15 protein-coding genes are annotated in these 15,613 nt (G+C 68.6%); 11 read left to right on the top strand and 4 right to left on the bottom strand.

The window, feature by feature from the left end:
* The first annotated feature begins 16 nt into the window (after positions 1 to 16).
* Positions 17 to 397 (top strand): hypothetical protein, encoded by a 381-nt coding sequence (locus ACSVC7_RS09820; RefSeq protein WP_448202971.1) that lies wholly within the window; start codon positions 17 to 19, stop codon positions 395 to 397.
* Between the two features lie 18 nt (positions 398 to 415).
* Here ACSVC7_RS09820 and ACSVC7_RS09815 read toward each other — a convergent pair whose 3' ends face one another.
* Positions 416 to 886 (bottom strand): hypothetical protein, encoded by a 471-nt coding sequence (locus ACSVC7_RS09815; protein ID WP_448202972.1) that lies wholly within the window; start codon positions 884 to 886, stop codon positions 416 to 418.
* A 165-nt stretch (positions 887 to 1,051) separates the two neighbouring features.
* Between ACSVC7_RS09815 and ACSVC7_RS09810 the strand changes: the two genes are divergently transcribed.
* Both ACSVC7_RS09810 and arfB read left to right on the top strand, forming a co-directional pair.
* A complete protein-coding gene (locus ACSVC7_RS09810) occupies positions 1,052 to 1,705 on the top strand; it encodes a DsbA family oxidoreductase (RefSeq protein WP_448202973.1) in 654 nt (217 codons plus the stop codon).
* Between the two features lie 26 nt (positions 1,706 to 1,731).
* Positions 1,732 to 2,151: an alternative ribosome rescue aminoacyl-tRNA hydrolase ArfB gene (gene arfB / locus ACSVC7_RS09805; RefSeq protein ID WP_448202974.1), complete on the top strand. Its 420-nt coding sequence runs from the start codon at positions 1,732 to 1,734 to the stop codon at positions 2,149 to 2,151.
* A gap of 20 nt (positions 2,152 to 2,171) precedes the next feature.
* Here the strand turns inward: arfB and ACSVC7_RS09800 are convergent, their stop codons facing one another.
* Entirely contained in the window at positions 2,172 to 2,609 is a 438-nt protein-coding gene (locus tag ACSVC7_RS09800) for a PRC-barrel domain-containing protein (RefSeq protein ID WP_448202975.1), read from the bottom strand.
* Positions 2,610 to 2,765: 156 nt separating this feature from the next.
* Here ACSVC7_RS09800 and ACSVC7_RS09795 point away from each other — a divergent pair, with 156 nt between their 5' ends.
* The 6 genes from ACSVC7_RS09795 to ACSVC7_RS09770 all read left to right on the top strand — a co-directional run bounded on the left by ACSVC7_RS09795 (position 2,766) and on the right by ACSVC7_RS09770 (position 12,887).
* Positions 2,766 to 4,739 carry an AI-2E family transporter gene (locus ACSVC7_RS09795; protein WP_448202976.1) on the top strand — a complete coding sequence of 658 codons (1,974 nt, stop codon included), beginning with the start codon at positions 2,766 to 2,768 and terminating at the stop codon, positions 4,737 to 4,739.
* A gap of 248 nt (positions 4,740 to 4,987) precedes the next feature.
* Positions 4,988 to 6,958: a hybrid sensor histidine kinase/response regulator gene (locus ACSVC7_RS09790; RefSeq protein WP_448202977.1), complete on the top strand. Its 1,971-nt coding sequence runs from the start codon at positions 4,988 to 4,990 to the stop codon at positions 6,956 to 6,958.
* Positions 6,959 to 7,096: 138 nt separating this feature from the next.
* Positions 7,097 to 7,864, top strand: coding sequence for a crotonase/enoyl-CoA hydratase family protein (locus ACSVC7_RS09785; RefSeq protein ID WP_448202978.1), 768 nt, complete (start codon positions 7,097 to 7,099; stop codon positions 7,862 to 7,864).
* A gap of 114 nt (positions 7,865 to 7,978) precedes the next feature.
* Entirely contained in the window at positions 7,979 to 8,296 is a 318-nt protein-coding gene (locus ACSVC7_RS09780) for an FAD assembly factor SdhE (RefSeq protein ID WP_448202979.1), read from the top strand.
* 10 nt (positions 8,297 to 8,306) lie between these two features.
* Entirely contained in the window at positions 8,307 to 11,936 is a 3,630-nt protein-coding gene (gene mfd, locus ACSVC7_RS09775; protein ID WP_448202980.1) for a transcription-repair coupling factor, read from the top strand.
* 3 nt (positions 11,937 to 11,939) lie between these two features.
* Positions 11,940 to 12,887, top strand: a complete 948-nt coding sequence (locus ACSVC7_RS09770) for an ACT domain-containing protein (RefSeq protein ID WP_448202981.1) — start codon at positions 11,940 to 11,942, stop codon at positions 12,885 to 12,887.
* Positions 12,888 to 12,893: 6 nt separating this feature from the next.
* Here the strand turns inward: ACSVC7_RS09770 and ACSVC7_RS09765 are convergent, their stop codons facing one another.
* The gene (locus tag ACSVC7_RS09765) at positions 12,894 to 13,247 is read right to left on the bottom strand and encodes a hypothetical protein (RefSeq protein WP_448202982.1); all 354 of its coding nucleotides are present in this window, start codon (positions 13,245 to 13,247) and stop codon (positions 12,894 to 12,896) included.
* A 174-nt stretch (positions 13,248 to 13,421) separates the two neighbouring features.
* Here ACSVC7_RS09765 and ACSVC7_RS09760 point away from each other — a divergent pair, with 174 nt between their 5' ends.
* Both ACSVC7_RS09760 and ACSVC7_RS09755 read left to right on the top strand, forming a co-directional pair.
* Positions 13,422 to 14,216 (top strand): Crp/Fnr family transcriptional regulator, encoded by a 795-nt coding sequence (locus ACSVC7_RS09760; protein WP_448202983.1) that lies wholly within the window; start codon positions 13,422 to 13,424, stop codon positions 14,214 to 14,216.
* A gap of 95 nt (positions 14,217 to 14,311) precedes the next feature.
* The gene (locus ACSVC7_RS09755) at positions 14,312 to 14,740 is read left to right on the top strand and encodes a response regulator (protein WP_448202984.1); all 429 of its coding nucleotides are present in this window, start codon (positions 14,312 to 14,314) and stop codon (positions 14,738 to 14,740) included.
* A gap of 7 nt (positions 14,741 to 14,747) precedes the next feature.
* Here ACSVC7_RS09755 and ACSVC7_RS09750 read toward each other — a convergent pair whose 3' ends face one another.
* Positions 14,748 to 15,485 (bottom strand): Crp/Fnr family transcriptional regulator, encoded by a 738-nt coding sequence (locus ACSVC7_RS09750; RefSeq protein ID WP_448202985.1) that lies wholly within the window; start codon positions 15,483 to 15,485, stop codon positions 14,748 to 14,750.
* Positions 15,486 to 15,613: the final 128 nt, after the last annotated feature.

The following is a 15,613-nucleotide window of genomic DNA, read 5'->3' as shown; positions in this document are numbered from 1 at the left end:
GTGGAATGGAACGGTCATGAAGCAGATTGTCGCGACGGCGGCCCTGATCCTTGCGGTGCTGCCGCTGGGGGGATGTCTGGTCGCGCCGGCGACCATGGCCGTGGTCAGTGCCGGGGCCGAACTGACGTCCCTGACCAGCACGAAGAAGACGCTGGAGGACCACGTCGTCTCGGCCGCCACGGGCAAGGACTGCTCGACCGTCAGCTTTTCCGAGACCGGCCAATACTGCCCGGAGAAGGTGACCGTGGACCGTTCCAAGGTCTATTGCTACCGCACCCTGGCCGATGTGGACTGTCACCACATCCCTGATCCGTACAAGAACGGCTACACCGCTCTGGCCAGCCCGCCCCCGGACATCAAGCCGGTGCCGAAGGCCAAAGGCTGGTTCGACGACTGATCGTCGGGCGTATTTCCCTCACCGGATCTTCTTCGCCACGAAGGCCTTGGCGATGGTCATCATCGCCTTCTCGTGGGTGACGCCCTGCGGCGCCCCGCCGGATGCCGGCACCGTCATGGTCGCCGACCGCATGGCGCCGGGGCGCGGTGGAGCGGTGCGGGATTGCGGCGCGTCCTCGTCCGGGTCGCGGCCCAGGCGGCTCAGAACGCTCGCCAGAGCCTCCTTGCTGAGGGCCGCGTCCGGAGCGGCGCGCCCCCGGCCGGGTCCGGCCGACATCGACGGCGCCCGGCCGCCCCCACCGCTCCCCTGCCGGGCGCCGCGCTCCACGGCGGCCGCGGCGATGGCCTTCAGGAAAGGCTGCGAAATGCCGAGCAGCAGTTGCGGATCCTCGACCGCCCAAGCCATCAGCAGCTTCTGCGCGGTGGCCCGGCTGCCCTTGGCCGCCATCAGCGCGTCGCGCACCTTGCCGTCCACATAGGAATTGCCCATAGCCCGCGCGCCTCCGCTTGCCGCGGACCCGCTCCGCAGCCTTTGCCGACTGTCGGACCGCACGGGTTAACAAAGGGTTGCACAACCCGCGCACCGTGCCAACGAGGGCGCTTCCGGACGGCAGCACGGTTGCGCGGCGGGCCGCCGATGGTGGATAGTGGCCACATGCTCATCGAGACCTTCGCCGACCTGATCTGCCCATGGTGTTACATCGGCAAGCGCCGCCTTGCGCGCGCGCTGGCGGATCGGCCGCGCCTGCGGGCGGAGCTTCGCTGGCAGCCTTTCCAATTGAACCCGGACATGCCGGCGGGGGGCATGGAGCGCAGCGCCTATCTGGCGGCGAAGTTCGGCGGGGTCGAGCGCGCCCGGCAAATCCACCTCGTGGTGGAGGAAACGGCGGAGCGCGACGGATTGCCGCTGCGGCTGGACCGGGTACGGCGCACGCCGAACAGCTTCGACGGGCATCGGCTGATCCGCATCGCGGCGCGGAGCGGGCTGGGAGACCCCATGGCGGACGCTCTGTTCCACGCTTATTTCGTGGATGGGCTGGACATTGGCGACCGCGACACGCTGGCGGCGACGGCGGCAAATCTGGGCTTCGACTTCCGGGAAATCAGGGAGTTGCTCGACACGGACGCGGAGGCTGCGGCGGTCCAGGGCGCCGACGCAATGGCCCGGCAGCTCGGGCTTCAGGCGGTGCCCTGCTACATCTTCGACCGGCGCTACGCCCTGTCGGGCGCGCAGGAACCGGCCAGCTTCCTCCCGCTCCTCGACCTCGCGGTCGATGAGATGGAAGGCGTGACGGTCGCGGCCGATTGACGGTTCAGAATGACGATTCACGGCCCATGATCCGCGTCACCCACCGCATCAGCCTGGACGAAAGCGAGATCGTCGAGAGCTTCGTCCGCGCCTCCGGCCCCGGCGGGCAGCACGTCAACAAGACGGAAAGCGCGGTGCAGCTCCGCTTCGACGTGCGGCGCTCGCCCAACCTGCCGGACGACGTGCGCCACCGGCTGGAGCGGCTGGCGGGAAGCCGGCTGACCCTGGATGGCGTGCTGATCCTGGTGGCCGACCGCCACCGGACCCAGCAGCGCAACCGGCAGGACGCGCTGGAGCGGCTGATCGACCTGATCCGCGAGGCGGCGATCCCGCCGACCCCGCGCCGCCCGACCAAGCCGACCCTCGGCTCCAAGCGTCGCCGCCTGGAGGCCAAGGGCCAGCGGTCGGCCATCAAGCGGCTCCGCTCCGGCAAGCCGGACGACTAAGCCGGACTTATGGTACCGGATCAGCGGCGGTTGCGGTTCAGCGAGATCATGCTGCCATTGTCGTGATACTCCGGCAGGGCGGCGAACTGCTCCTTGGTCAGCTGGGTTGCCACGATGGCGTCCCGCTCGCGGGAATAGCGGACGTTGTTGATGTCGAGCGCCCGGTTCTGGGAACCAACGCCGAAGATACCGCCGCTGGACACGACCAGCTGGCTCGGACGGTTGTTGCGGTTCATCAACACGTCCTCGACTTCGCCGACCTTCTGTCCGTCATAGGCGACCACGGTCTTGCCCAGCATGGCCTGCGGCTCCAGCCGCGAGGCCGTCTGCAGGGATTGTTCGGAAATGGGCCGGTTTGCCTGCTGGTCGGACCCGCCGAACCAATTGCCCATTTCGGCGCAGCCACCCAGGGACAGCAGGGCGACGGCCGAAAACACCGGAATCGCGATCTTGCGCATAACGCCCTCCGCATAAAGCGATAACCACAGCGGAGAAAACAGCCCAATAGCCCCAAACGTCACGGGGGCACCGGTAAGTCCCGGAAGCGAGGCGGGAACGGCACCGGGAACGGCGCTGTTCTGCTGGGGCACCCCACGCCGGAGACGCCGCAGCCCATGGCCGAGGACACCGTACGCCAACTCCAGGCCCGCCCCATCCCGGTCCCGAAGGCCGCCCCGCCCACCTCCACCCAGACGATGCTGCTGGTGATCACGCTGGTGGTGGCGACGCTGTATCTGGGCAGCGACATTCTGGTCCCCATGGCGCTGGCCGCGCTGCTGAGCTTCGTGCTGACCCCCATCGTCAGCCGGCTGGAGCGGTTGCGTCTGGGCCGCGTGCCGTCGGTTTTGCTCGTGGTTCTGCTGGTCTTCGCGGGCATCGCGGGCTTCGCCACAGTGGTCGGCACGCAGATCGCCGATCTTGCCGACAACCTGCCGACCTACCAGCGCAACATCCACACCAAGATCGAATCGCTGCGCGCCACCGCCTCCCAAGCCGGTAACGGCGGCGTTGTCAAGCAGGCGACCGAGGCCTTCCGCGACCTGCGGCAAGAGCTGGAGCAGGCGACCAACCAGCAGCCGGACCAGCAGCCCCAACAAGGACAATCCCAAGGCCAACCCCAGGGCCAAGCCAGTTCCCCCGCCCAGCCGGCGCGCCCGGCGGCGACGGCCAACCCGCCGCCCGCCGCTCAGCCGCCCGCTGCCGAGCGCGAACCTGTTCCCGTCCGCATCGAGCAGCCCCAGTCCAGTGCTCTGGAGATCGCCCGCAACGTGCTCGGCCCCGCGCTGGCGCCCTTCGCCACCGCGGGGATGGTGCTGGTCTTCACCATCTTCATGCTGTTGCAGCGGGAGGACCTGCGCGACCGCATGATCCGGCTGGCCGGCTCCGGCGACCTCAGCCGCACGACCGAGGCGATGAACGACGCCGGCAACCGGGTCAGCCGCTACCTGCTGATGCAGGTGGTGGTGAACGTCACCTACGGCATCCCCATCGGCGTTGGGCTGTGGCTGCTGGGCGTGCCGAACCCGCTGCTGTGGGGGCTGCTGGCGACGGTGCTGCGCTTCATCCCCTTCCTGGGGCCGGTGATCTCCGCATCCTTCCCGATCCTGCTGTCCTTCGCGGTGGACACCGGCTGGACCCTGCCGCTGCTGTGCATCGCCCTGTTCGTGGTGGTGGAGCTGTTCTCCAACAATGTGGTGGAGCCCTGGCTCTACGGCTCCGCCACCGGCCTGTCGTCGCTGGCGATCATCGTGGCGGCGGTGTTCTGGACCGCGCTGTGGGGGCCGGTCGGCCTGCTGCTGGCGACGCCGCTGACCGTCTGCCTCGTCGTGCTGGGCCGGCACGTCCCTCAGCTTCACTTCCTGGAGGTCATGCTGGGCGACCGTCAGGTTCTGCCCGACGAGGCCAAGCTGTACCAGCGCCTGCTCGCCCGCGACCCCATCGAGGCCGCCGAGATCGCCGAGGCCCGCCTGACCGACGCCCCCCTGCACGAGGTCGGCCAAGGCCTTCTGCTGCCCGCCCTCTCCCTGGCCGAACAGGACCGCTCGCGCGGCACCCTCACCCCCGAAGGTCGTCAAGCGGTGGCCGAGGGCATGGCGACCCTGCTGGACGAACTGTCCGAGACCACCCCCGGCAAGCCGGAAGAATCCCCGGCGGAAGCCGCCCCCCTGATCCTCTGCGTCGGCGCCCGCAACAACCTGGACGAGGCCGCCGCCGGCCTGCTCGCCACCCTGGTCCGCCCGCGCGGTGCCCGCGCCGACGTGCTGTCCTGCGAGAAGGTCTCCGCCCGCGCCATCGCCAGTCTGGGCACGGCGGGCGTGTCCGCCGTGGCCCTGTCCTACCTGAACCCCTCCGCCCTGCCCCACGCCCGCCGCATGGTGCGCCGCCTGCGCCTGCATTTCGGCCCGAAGGTGCCCATCCTGCTGTGCCTGTGGAGCGCCGACCCCGAAGCCGACGCCCCCGAACGCGCCACCGCCGAAACCGCCGCCGACCGCGTCGCCACCAGCCTGACCGGCGCCGTGGGTCATCTGGAGGATTTGGGCGTCCTGACTGTGGAACAGCGGGCGGAAGCGGAACGCAAGACCGCTTGAGCGGGGGCCGAACGAAACACCGTGAAACGCTGTGCGACGTTTGGCTCCGCTTCTCCTCATAGCTGCACGATTCGACCTATGAGAAAAGCGCCACCGCTTCGACGGTCTCCGCAACGCCGCCCCAATCCTGCCCGTTGGGGCGCAAGTGAACGAAAGTGAAAATCCCGAGTATTCCGATCGGCCAATTGACCGCCCGGACCCGGACGGAGTATCGCCCTTCCTTCAGGACAGCGATGCGAGTCTTTGTGGTGAATTCGGTTCCGAACGGCTTCGACGCGGCGACGCTGCCTGACGAGCGGCGTTTTCAACTGCTTGTCGACAGTGTGCGCGACTACGCCATCTACATGCTCGACACCCAGGGGGTGGTGAGCAGCTGGAACGCGGGCGCGCAGCGGTTCAAGGGGTACAGCGCCAGCGAGATCATCGGGCAGAACTACGCCCGCTTTTACACGGAGGAGGACCGGCAGGCGGGCGTGCCGCAGAGAAACCTCGTCATTGCCGCCACCGAAGGACGGTACGAGACGGAAGGCTGGCGGGTCCGCAAGGACGGAACCCGTTTCTGGGCCAGCATCGTCATCGACGCCATCCGCGACGAGCATGGCGCGTTGCTCGGCTTCGGCAAGGTCACGCGCGACATCTCAGACCGCAAGGCCGCGCAGGAAGCGCTGCGGCAGAGCGAGGAGCGCTTCCGGCTGCTGGTCCAGGGCGTGACCGACTACGCCATCTTCATGCTCGACACCTCTGGACACGTCACCAACTGGAACGCGGGTGCCCAGCGGATGAAGGGCTATTCCGCCGACGAGATCATCGGCGAGCACTTCTCCCGCTTCTACACCGACGAGGATCGGGCCGCCGACGTGCCGGGCCGGGCGCTGCGGACCGCGGAACGGGAGGGCAAGTTCGAGACGGAAGGCTGGCGGGTCCGCAAGGACGGAACCCGCTTCTGGGCCAGCGTCGTCATCGACGCCATCCGCGACAACCACGGCGTGCTGGTCGGCTTCGGCAAAGTCACGCGCGATATCACCGAGCGGCGCGAGGCGCAGATCGCTCTGGACGAGGCGCGGCAGGCGCTGTTCCAGGCACAGAAAATGGAGGCGGTCGGCCAGCTCACCGGCGGGATCGCGCACGACTTCAACAACCTGCTGCAAGCCATCGGCGGCAGCCTGGAACTGCTTGAGCGACGGCTCGCCGCCGGGCGGACCGACGTGGAGGCCTATCTCGCGGCGACCCGTACCGCCGTGGACCGCGCCGCGGCGCTGACGCAGCGCCTTCTCGCCTTCTCCCGCCGGCAGCCGCTGAAGCCCGCGCCGACCGACCTCAACGCGCTGGTGACCGGAATGCGCGACCTGATCCACCGGTCAGTCGGCGAGGCCATCCAGGTTGAGCTGATCCTGCCCGACGGGCTGTGGCCCGTCCGGGTGGACGCCAACCAGCTTGAGAACGCGTTGCTGAACCTGACCATCAACGCCCGCGACGCCATGCCCGGCGGCGGCCGGCTGACCATCGAGACCCGCAACGTCCAGCTGGACAAGGCCGCGGTCAATGGAATGCCCGCCCTGAAGCCCGGCGACCACGTCCGGCTCACCGTCACCGACACCGGTGCCGGCATGCCGCCGGACGTTGTGGCACGGGCCTTTGAACCCTTCTTCACGACCAAGCCCATCGGCCAGGGCACGGGCCTGGGGCTGAGCCAGATCTACGGCTTCGTCCACCAGTCCGGCGGCGACGTCCACATCGGCTGCGCGGTCGGCCGGGGCACGTCGGTCACGCTTCACCTACCCCGTTACCATGGGGATGTGGCGGCGGAAAAGACGCCGTCCACGCCGGTGGACGAGGCGCCGCAACCCTCGGCCCACGGCACCGTGCTGGTGGTAGAGGACGAGGCGATCGTCCGCATGCTGCTGGTGGACGCCCTGCGGGAGGACGGCTACACCGTGCTGGAGGCGGAGGACGGCACCGCCGCCGCCTCAGTCCTCGCGTCGGCGGAGCGGATCGACTTGCTGGCGACCGACGTCGGCCTGCCGGGGATCAATGGCCGCCAGCTCGCCGAGATGGCCCGCGCGGCGCGGCCGGACCTGAAGGTGCTGTTCCTCACCGGATACGCCTACAACGCCGCCCTGGGGCCGGACGCCTTGGGGCCGGGGACGCAACTCCTCGGCAAGCCCGTGCACATCGACTCCTTCCTGGCCACGGTGAACGCCATGATGCGCGCGGGCTGAGGCGGCCGCTCCGGCCGGCATTGCGCCCTGCGCGATCGGATGAATTCCCCTCACCCGAACACGCGCCATACTCGTTTGCCGACGCGCCGGCACAGGCTCGACAGTGGGGCATCCGCAATCGAGAAAACGGAGTGTCCCATGTCGAATCCCGTACTTTGCGAAATTGCCGGGGGGATTGCCACCCTCACCCTGAACCGGCCGGAGAAGCTGAACGCCATCAACACCGCGCTGGCGAACGCCATGCTCGGCGCGCTGGACGCGCTGGAGGGGGACGACGCGGTGCGGGCCGTGATCCTGACCGGGGCCGGGGAGCGGGCCTTCTCGGCGGGGGCCGACATTGCGGAGTTCTCGCAGGCCGTGCGGCAGGGGCCGGGGGCGGCGGTGCGGGCGTTCCGGCCGGGGCAGACGCTGTGCGCGCGGATCGAGGCCTTTCCGAAGCCCGTCATCGCCGCCGTCAACGGCCTCGCCTTCGGCGGCGGGTGCGAGGTGCTGGAGGCCTCTCATCTGGCGGTCGCCAGCGAGCGGGCGCTGTTTTCCAAGGCGGAGATCAAGCTCGGCATGATGCCGACCTTCGGGGGGACGCAGCGGCTGCCGCGCAATGTCGGGCGGAAGCGGGCTCTGGAATGGCTGCTGACCGGGGACAGCTTCACCGCCGCCATGGCGCTGGAGATGGGGCTGGTGAACCGGGTGGTGGAGCATGGCTCCGTGATGCCGGCAGCGCTGGAACTGGCGGGGCGGATCGTGCGGCACTCGCCGGCGGCGGTCGCGGGGATCCTCGGGGCAGCCACGCGGGGGCTGAACATGACCATCGGCGAAGGGCTGATGGCGGAAACGGAGCAGTTCGCAAAGCTGGCGCCGGGGGCGGAGTTGCGCGACGGGCTGGAGGCTTGGTTGATGCGGCGGTGAAGGCCTTCGCCGGATTTCGGTTTGCGTGTCGGGGGGTGGGTGTGCAGGATGCGGGGTGGTTGTGGATTGCACCCCTCCCCCGTCTTTGGGGCCGGGGCTTTTGGTGTGGATGGAATGACGAACAGCGACTCCCAGTCCCCGGACACCGTGTCCTCGAACGGCGAATCCCTGGAGAACCGGCGCAAGCGGCTGCGCTTCCGGTCCTGGCACCGCGGCATGCGGGAAATGGACCTGCTGATCGGCAGCTTCGCCGACGCCCATGTGCCGGGTTTCGACCACGCGCAGCTCGACCGTTACGAGGCGCTCCTGGAACTCAGCGATCCCGATCTCTATAACTGGTACGCTGGTCGCGAACCGGTTCCGGCCGAGCATGACACCGACGTGATGCGGCTGTTGACTCAGTTCCGTTACACGCCCCGTCAGGGATCCTGAGGCTCCATCCTTGGTCAGTTTCGAACAGTTGCAACCCGGCCGCGCCGGCCGCCTGCTGGTTGGCGGCGCGCCCGATGGCCATGACGCCCGCGTGCTCGCCGACCTCGCCAAGCGGGCGGGGGCGGCCGGCGTGCTGCATGTGGCGCTGGACGACACGCGCGCCGCCCAACTGGCGGAGGCGCTGGCCTTCTTCGCGCCGTCGCTGGAGGTGCTGGTCTTCCCGGCCTGGGACTGCCTGCCCTACGACCGCGTGTCGCCCAACGGCGGGATCGTCGCCAAGCGCATCGACACGCTGACCCGGCTGATGGCGCGCAAGGCCGACGCGGGGCCGCTGGTCGTGCTGACCACCGTCAACGCCGTGGTGCAGAAGGTGCCGCCGCGCACGGCCTTCCGCAACGCGGTCTTCTCCGCCAAGGTGCGCGACCGCATCGACTTGGAGAAGCTGCAGCGCTATCTGGCCGACAACGGCTACACCCGCGCCCAGACGGTGCGCGAGCCCGGCGAATTCGCCATCCGCGGCGGCATCGTCGACCTGTTCCCGCCGGGCACGGAGGAGCCGTTGCGGCTCGACCTGTTCGGGGACGAGTTGGAGGCCGTGCGCAGCTTCGACCCCATGTCGCAGCGCACCACCGACAAGCGGGACGGCATCGACCTGAAGCCGATGTCGGAGGTCTTCCTGGACGAGGCGAGCATCGCCCGCTTCCGGTCCGGCTACCGCGAGCTGTTCGGCGCGGTCACCGACGACGACCCGCTCTACGAGGCGATCAGCGCCGGGCGCAAATACGGCGGCATGGAGCATTGGCTGCCCCTGTTCCACGAGAGCATGGACGCGCTGCCGGACTACATGCCCAAGGCCTTCCTGTCGCTGGACCATCAGGCGACGGAGTCGCGCGATTCGCGCATCGCGCAGATCGTGGATTTCCACGCCTCGCGCGACAGCATGATGGTGATCGAGAAGCGGACGGGCTCCCCCGTCTACAAGCCGGTGCCGGTCGCGGCGATGTTCCTCGACGCGCAAGCCTGGGACGACATGGCGGCGGCGCGCGCGGTGGCGCAGTTGCAGCCCTTCGGGACTCCGCCGGGCATCAAGGGGACGGTGGACGCAGGCGGGCGGCGCGGCCACGACTTCGCGGAGGAGCGGGCGCGGCCGGACGTCAACGTCTTCGACGCGGTGAAGGACCACATCCGCGCGCTGCGCGCCGACGGGCGGCGGGTTCTGGTCGCCGGCTATTCGGCGGGCTCGCGCGACCGGCTGATGACCGTGCTGGGCGACCACGGCATTCCGGGGCTGGAGCCGGCGGACACCATCGAGGACGTGCGCCGCTTCGACCGGAACATCATCGGCATGATCGTTCTGGGGATGGAGCACGGCTTCACCTCCGCCGACCTCGCGGTCATCACCGAGCAGGACATCCTCGGCGACCGGCTCGTGCGGCCGGTGGCGAAGAAGAAGCGCAAGGCCGCGAACTTCATCGCCGAATACACCGCGCTCGCGTCGGGCGACCTCGTGGTCCACATGGACCACGGCATCGGGCGCTACGACGGGCTGGAGACGCTGGAGGTCTCCGGCGCGCCGCACGATTGCCTGCGGCTGATCTACGAGGGTGGCGACAAGCTCTACGTCCCGGTCGAGAACATCGAGGTGCTGACCCGCTACGGGTCGGAGGACGCGCACGCGCAGCTCGACAAGCTGGGCGGGGCCGGCTGGCAGGGGCGCAAGGCCCGCGTCAAGAAGCGCCTGAAGGACATGGCCGAGGCGCTGCTGAAGATCGCCGCCGAACGCATGCTGAAGAAGGCCGACCCGGTCTACACGCCGGAGGGCGTCTATCAGGAATTCGCCGCGCGCTTCCCCTACCCCGAGACCGACGACCAGCTGAAGGCCATCGAGGAGGTGTTCACCGACCTCGGCTCCGGCCGGCCGATGGACCGGCTGGTCTGCGGCGACGTGGGCTTCGGCAAGACGGAGGTGGCGCTGCGCGCCGCGTTCCTGGTCGCGATGAGTGGGCAGCAGGTCGCCGTGGTGGTCCCGACGACCCTGCTGGCGCGGCAGCACTTCAAGACCTTCACGACGCGCTTCGCCGGCCTGCCGTTGCGTGTGGTGCAGCTCTCCCGCATGGTCACCGCCAAGGAACAGACCAAGGTCAAGCAGGAGCTGACGGAGGGCACCGCCGACATCGTCATCGGCACCCACGCGCTGCTGGGCAAGGGCGTGGCCTTCAAACAGCTCGGCATGGTCATCGTGGACGAGGAGCAGCATTTCGGCGTGAAGCAGAAGGAGCGGCTGAAGGAACTGCGCGCCGACGTGCACGTCCTGACGCTGACCGCCACGCCGATCCCGCGCACGCTGCAAATGGCGCTGTCCGGCGTGCGGGAGCTGTCGCTGATCGCCACGCCGCCGGTGGACCGGCTGGCCGTGCGGACCTTCGTGCTGCCCTACGACCCCGTGGTGGTGCGCGAGGCGATCCTGCGCGAGCACTATCGCGGCGGCCAGACCTTCTACGTCTGCCCGCGCGTGGAGGACCTGCCGAAGGTCGCCGAGCGGGTGCGCGAACTGGTGCCGGAGGTTAAGGTCGTCACCGCCCACGGCCAGATGGCCGCCAGCGAGCTGGAAGACGTGATGACCGCCTTCGACGAAGGCAAGTTCGAGGTGCTGCTCGCCACCAACATCATCGAAAGCGGCATCGACATCCCCAACGCCAACACGCTGATCGTGCACCGGGCGGACATGTTCGGCCTGGCACAGCTCTACCAGATCCGCGGGCGCGTCGGGCGGTCGAAGGTGCGCGGCTACGCCTACCTGACCTACGCGCCGAACAAGCCGCTGACCGGCACGGCGCAGCAGCGGCTGCACGTCATCGAGACGCTGGACAGCCTGGGCGCCGGCTTCCAGCTCGCCAGCCACGACATGGACATCCGCGGCGCCGGCAACCTGCTGGGCGAGGAGCAGTCGGGCCACGTCAAGGAGGTCGGCGTGGAACTCTACCAGCACATGCTGGAAGAGGCCGTCGCGAACGCGCGCGCCAGCATGGACGGACAGGTGCCGAGCGGGGCGGAGGACCAGCAGGCCTGGACGCCGCAGATCAACCTGGGCACGCCCGTGCTGATCCCGGAGGAGTATGTCCCCGACCTGACGGTGCGCCTGTCGCTCTACCGCCGCATCGCGGAGCTGGTGGACCGGGCGGAGGTGGACGGCTTCGCGGCGGAGCTGATCGACCGCTTCGGCAAGCTGCCGGGCGAGGTGGAAAACCTGCTGGACGTAGTGACCATCAAGCAGCTCTGCCGGCAGGCCGGTGTGGAGCGGGTGGACGCGGGGCCGAAGGGTGCCGTGCTGACCTTCCGCAACAACACGTATGCGGAGCCCGCCAAGCTGCTGACCTACATCAGCCAGCAGTTGAGCCTGATGAAGCTGCGCCCCGACCACAAGCTGGTCTACACCCGCGAGTGGACCGACGAGGCCCAGCGGGTGCGCGGCGTGAACCGGCTGATGCAGGACTTGGCGCAGATGGCCACGGGCGGCGCCGTGCCGAAGGGCGAACCGCCGCCCCCGCCGCCGCCCCCGCCCCCGCCGCGTCCCAGCGCGCTGAAGGTCGGCTCCAAGTTCGGGAAGAACATCCCCGCGCGTCCCTTCGGGCGGCGCTAGGGTATGGGCAGCGGAATCGCGAAGGCGCTGGCGCTTGGCGACCGGCGCACCATCGGCGACGCGCCGACGGTGGCCGACGCCGTGGTCGCCGACCCGGCACGCCTGCCGGAGCTGGTGGGTTGCCTGTTCCACGAGGACGCGGGCGTGCGCATGCGCGCCGCCGACGCGCTGGAGCGGGTGTCGCGCGTCGATGCCCGGCCGCTGGACGCCTTCGCCGGGCGTCTGCTGACCGACGCCGCGGCCATCGAGCAGGCGGAGGTGCGCTGGCACCTCGCGCAAATCCTTCCCCGCCTGACGCTGACCGACGAACAGCGGGCGCGCACGGTCGCGCTGCTGGGCGCGTGGTTCGAAAACAGCGCCAGCCGCATCGTCCAGACCTCCGCGCTTCAGGCGATGGTCGATCTGGCGGCGCAGGACAGCGCGTTGCGGCCGGTGGCGGCGGACATGCTGGGCCGGGCCATGCGCTCCGGCGTGCCGTCGCTGGCCGCCAGGGCGCGGCGCATCCTGAAACCGTTCGAGGTGGACCGGGCGACGCTGGACGCCGCCCTGCTGCCGGAGACGAAGCCGTTGACCCTGTCGGTGCTGCCGGACCGGCTGGCCGTCGCGCGGCTGGCGCCGGGGGATGGAATGCCGGGCTGGCTCGACTGGACCGACCCGCTGGTCAGCGCCACCCGCACCGGCGAGGAACTGTCCATCCTCTGCCGCGAAGACCGTGTGCCGGAAGGCGTGAAGGCCGAGCGCGGCTGGCGGGCCTTCAAGGTGGAAGGCCCCCTGGACTTCAGCCTGTTCGGCATCCTTGCGAGGATCGCCGTGCCACTGGCACAGGCGCGGATTTCGATCTTCGCGATGTCGACCTACGACACCGATTACGTGCTGGTGCGGGCGGAGGATCTGACGCGGGCCTCCGAGGTCTTGAAGGGAATCTGCACGGTCGTCGAAAAGACGCCGTAAGCCACCCTACGGATTTTTCGGCTTCCGCTGGTGCAGCACGCGTCCGCCGGACTGGTCGACCGCATTCATCTGCGTCACCAAGCGCTCGACGATCTGCAGGGCGAGGTGGTGCATGCGCTGCGCCTCGTCCGCAACATCGAGGTTGCGGTGTGCGGCCGCGGCATCCTCAAGCGCCGCTTCGGCCTCCTCGATCCGGAGCACGCCTTTTTCGACAAGGGCAATCAAAAGCGACTCGCAAATCGAGAGGGCAGCCATCCCCGCTGCGTCCCGCTGAGCAGCCATGTCACGCCACCACCCGCTGATCTCCAGACCTTGTCCCTTCGCCCGTGCCTTCACATAGCTCGCCGCGAACTGTGCCACCAACAGTTTACGGCTGTGACATCTCCCCCGTTCCGCAAAAAATCTTATTCCACTTAACCTATGTTATAGAACGAATTGGCCATTCGCCTAATCGTGCGTCGCCCCCCGGAATGGGCGTGGCGAAACTTTTGCATTGAAGCGTAAAATGACGCACGACCAAGGGCTGAGAAAAGAATGACGCGCGCTCCAGCCTTTCCACCCTCAACACCTTTGGGTCGCAAACTCGGCAGTTACCTGAACCTGACGGATGAGGAAAGAAATTTTCTCGCCGATCTGGAGCGCAATGTTACGCGCCACTCAGCCAGATCCGATATTTTGCAGCAAGGCGAGCGGTATGGCGCCGTCCGGGTCATGCGCGAAGGGTGGGCTATTCGTCACAAAGCTTTGCCGGACGGGCGCCGCCAAGTCGTGAACTTTGTGCTGCCCGGCGACATCATTGGCTTTTACTGCAACCTGTTCGAGACGGCGGATCACGGCGTCACCACCCTGACCCCGACCGAGGTGGCCTGCTTCCAGGCCGACCGCGTCATCGAGCTGTTCAAGCGCTTTCCGCGTCTGGCGGCGGCGCTCGCCTGGTCCGGCGCCAAGGAAGAAGCGATCATCGCCGAACGCCTGCTGAGCGTCGGCCGCCGCACGGCTCTGGAACGGACGGCGCACCTGATCGTCGAACTGCTTCGGCGGCTGAGCCTCGTGAACCTCGTCGAGGAAGGCCGCTTCACCCTGCCCGTGACGCAGGAAATCCTGGCGGACGCGCTGGGCCTGAGCATCGTCCACGTCAACCGGACCTTGCGCCGTCTGCGCGACATCGGCCTGATCGAACTGACCGGGCAGCAAATCCAGGTTCACGACATCAAGCAACTGTCGTCGGTCGGCCAGTTCGACGAGGTGTACCTGCATTTGACCCGTGCCCCCAAGCGTCTGGAAATCGCGCTGGACGCCCCGCCCGACCGCACGCGCGCGGACTCCTGATTAACCTAGGACAATGCGACGATGCAGCCGGCCACGCTACAGTTGCGCCGGCTCCGATGCGTGGGAGCATTCCCTGCCCCGAAAGACCGACGACCATGTCTCAGGCCCGTTCCGATGACCAGAGCACCGGGCAGATCACCGGCGCCGGCGCGTTGACCGTCGCCCTTCTTGAGGACGACGGTGTGCTCTGCCTGTCCAACGAAATGGCCTTGGAGGACCACAATCTTCGGCTCGTCTCCGGCAGCAGTCCGGCGGCGTTGCTGGACGCTCTGCGCGGCGTCGATTGCCGTCCCGACATCGTGGTCGCCGACTTCCACCTGGGCAAGCGCGAGAAGGCGCCGGTGCTGGTGCGGGAGTTGCTGACCGCGCTGGGCCGCGACCTGCCGGTCATCATCACCACCGGGGACGAATCCTCCGCGACCATGGCGGTGATCCGGGAGGCCGGCTGGCATTTCCTGGGCAAGCCCTACGCCCCCGAGACGTTGCACTCTCTAATCCTGTCGGTGCTCGGCAGCAGATCGTAAACGAGGCTCACGCCCCGCCCCGCACATCCTCCACCAACGCCTCTAGCCGTTCCACGTCGTGAACGACCAGCGCGTCGGCGCGCCGTTCCACCAGCCCGTCGCGGGCGAGGTCGCTGAGGACGCGGGCGACCGTCTCGCGGGTGGTGCTGACACGGCTGGCGATGTCGGCGTGGACCGGGATGGGGGCGATCACCGCCGCCCGCCCCTCCCGACGGCCGCGCTTGGCGAGGCGCAGCAGTTCGGCGTGGACGCGGTTGTTGGCGCCGAGCGTGGACAGCTCCATCACCCGGTCGGTGGTGATGCGCACCACGCGGCACAGCCGCTTCATCACGGCAAGGGCCAAATCGGGATGACCGGCCACAAGGTTCTGGAAGGGTTTGGGCGCCAGGAAGGCGATCAGGGTCCCGCCCTCCAGCGCGGCGACGGAGGCGGAGCGCGGCAGGCCGTCGATGGCCGCCATCTCGCCCAGGAAGCCGCCGGCCTCGATGTCGTCGAAGCTGATCTCGCGGCCCGTGGCGGAATGGCTCAGCACACGCACCCGGCCTTCCACGATGAAGACCACGTCCCGCGTTTCGCCGAGATGATCGATGATCTGCTCGTTCGCCTGAAAGCGGCGCCAGCGGCACTGGCGCGCCAGCGCCGCGCGCTCCGCCGGGGAGAGCGGGCGCAGCAGCTCGATGCCGTCCAATGAGGTAGCGTGGGGCGACGTGCCATCCGGCGAGGCCTGTCCAACGTCGGCGGTCAAGGCGGGTGTCTCCCTCCGTACAGCCATCCAAACGGATAGGTAGCATAGCGGCGCATGCGCAAAGGGGGAATGGGGTGTGACGAAAGGGGCAAGCTAACGTCCCGTTAACCTTGACGGCGGAGAACGGG

The sequence above is a fragment of the Azospirillum mesophilum genome, assembly GCF_053470405.2.
Note: the sequence above shows the minus strand (reverse complement) of the source record. Positions and strands in the feature narration are given on the sequence as shown.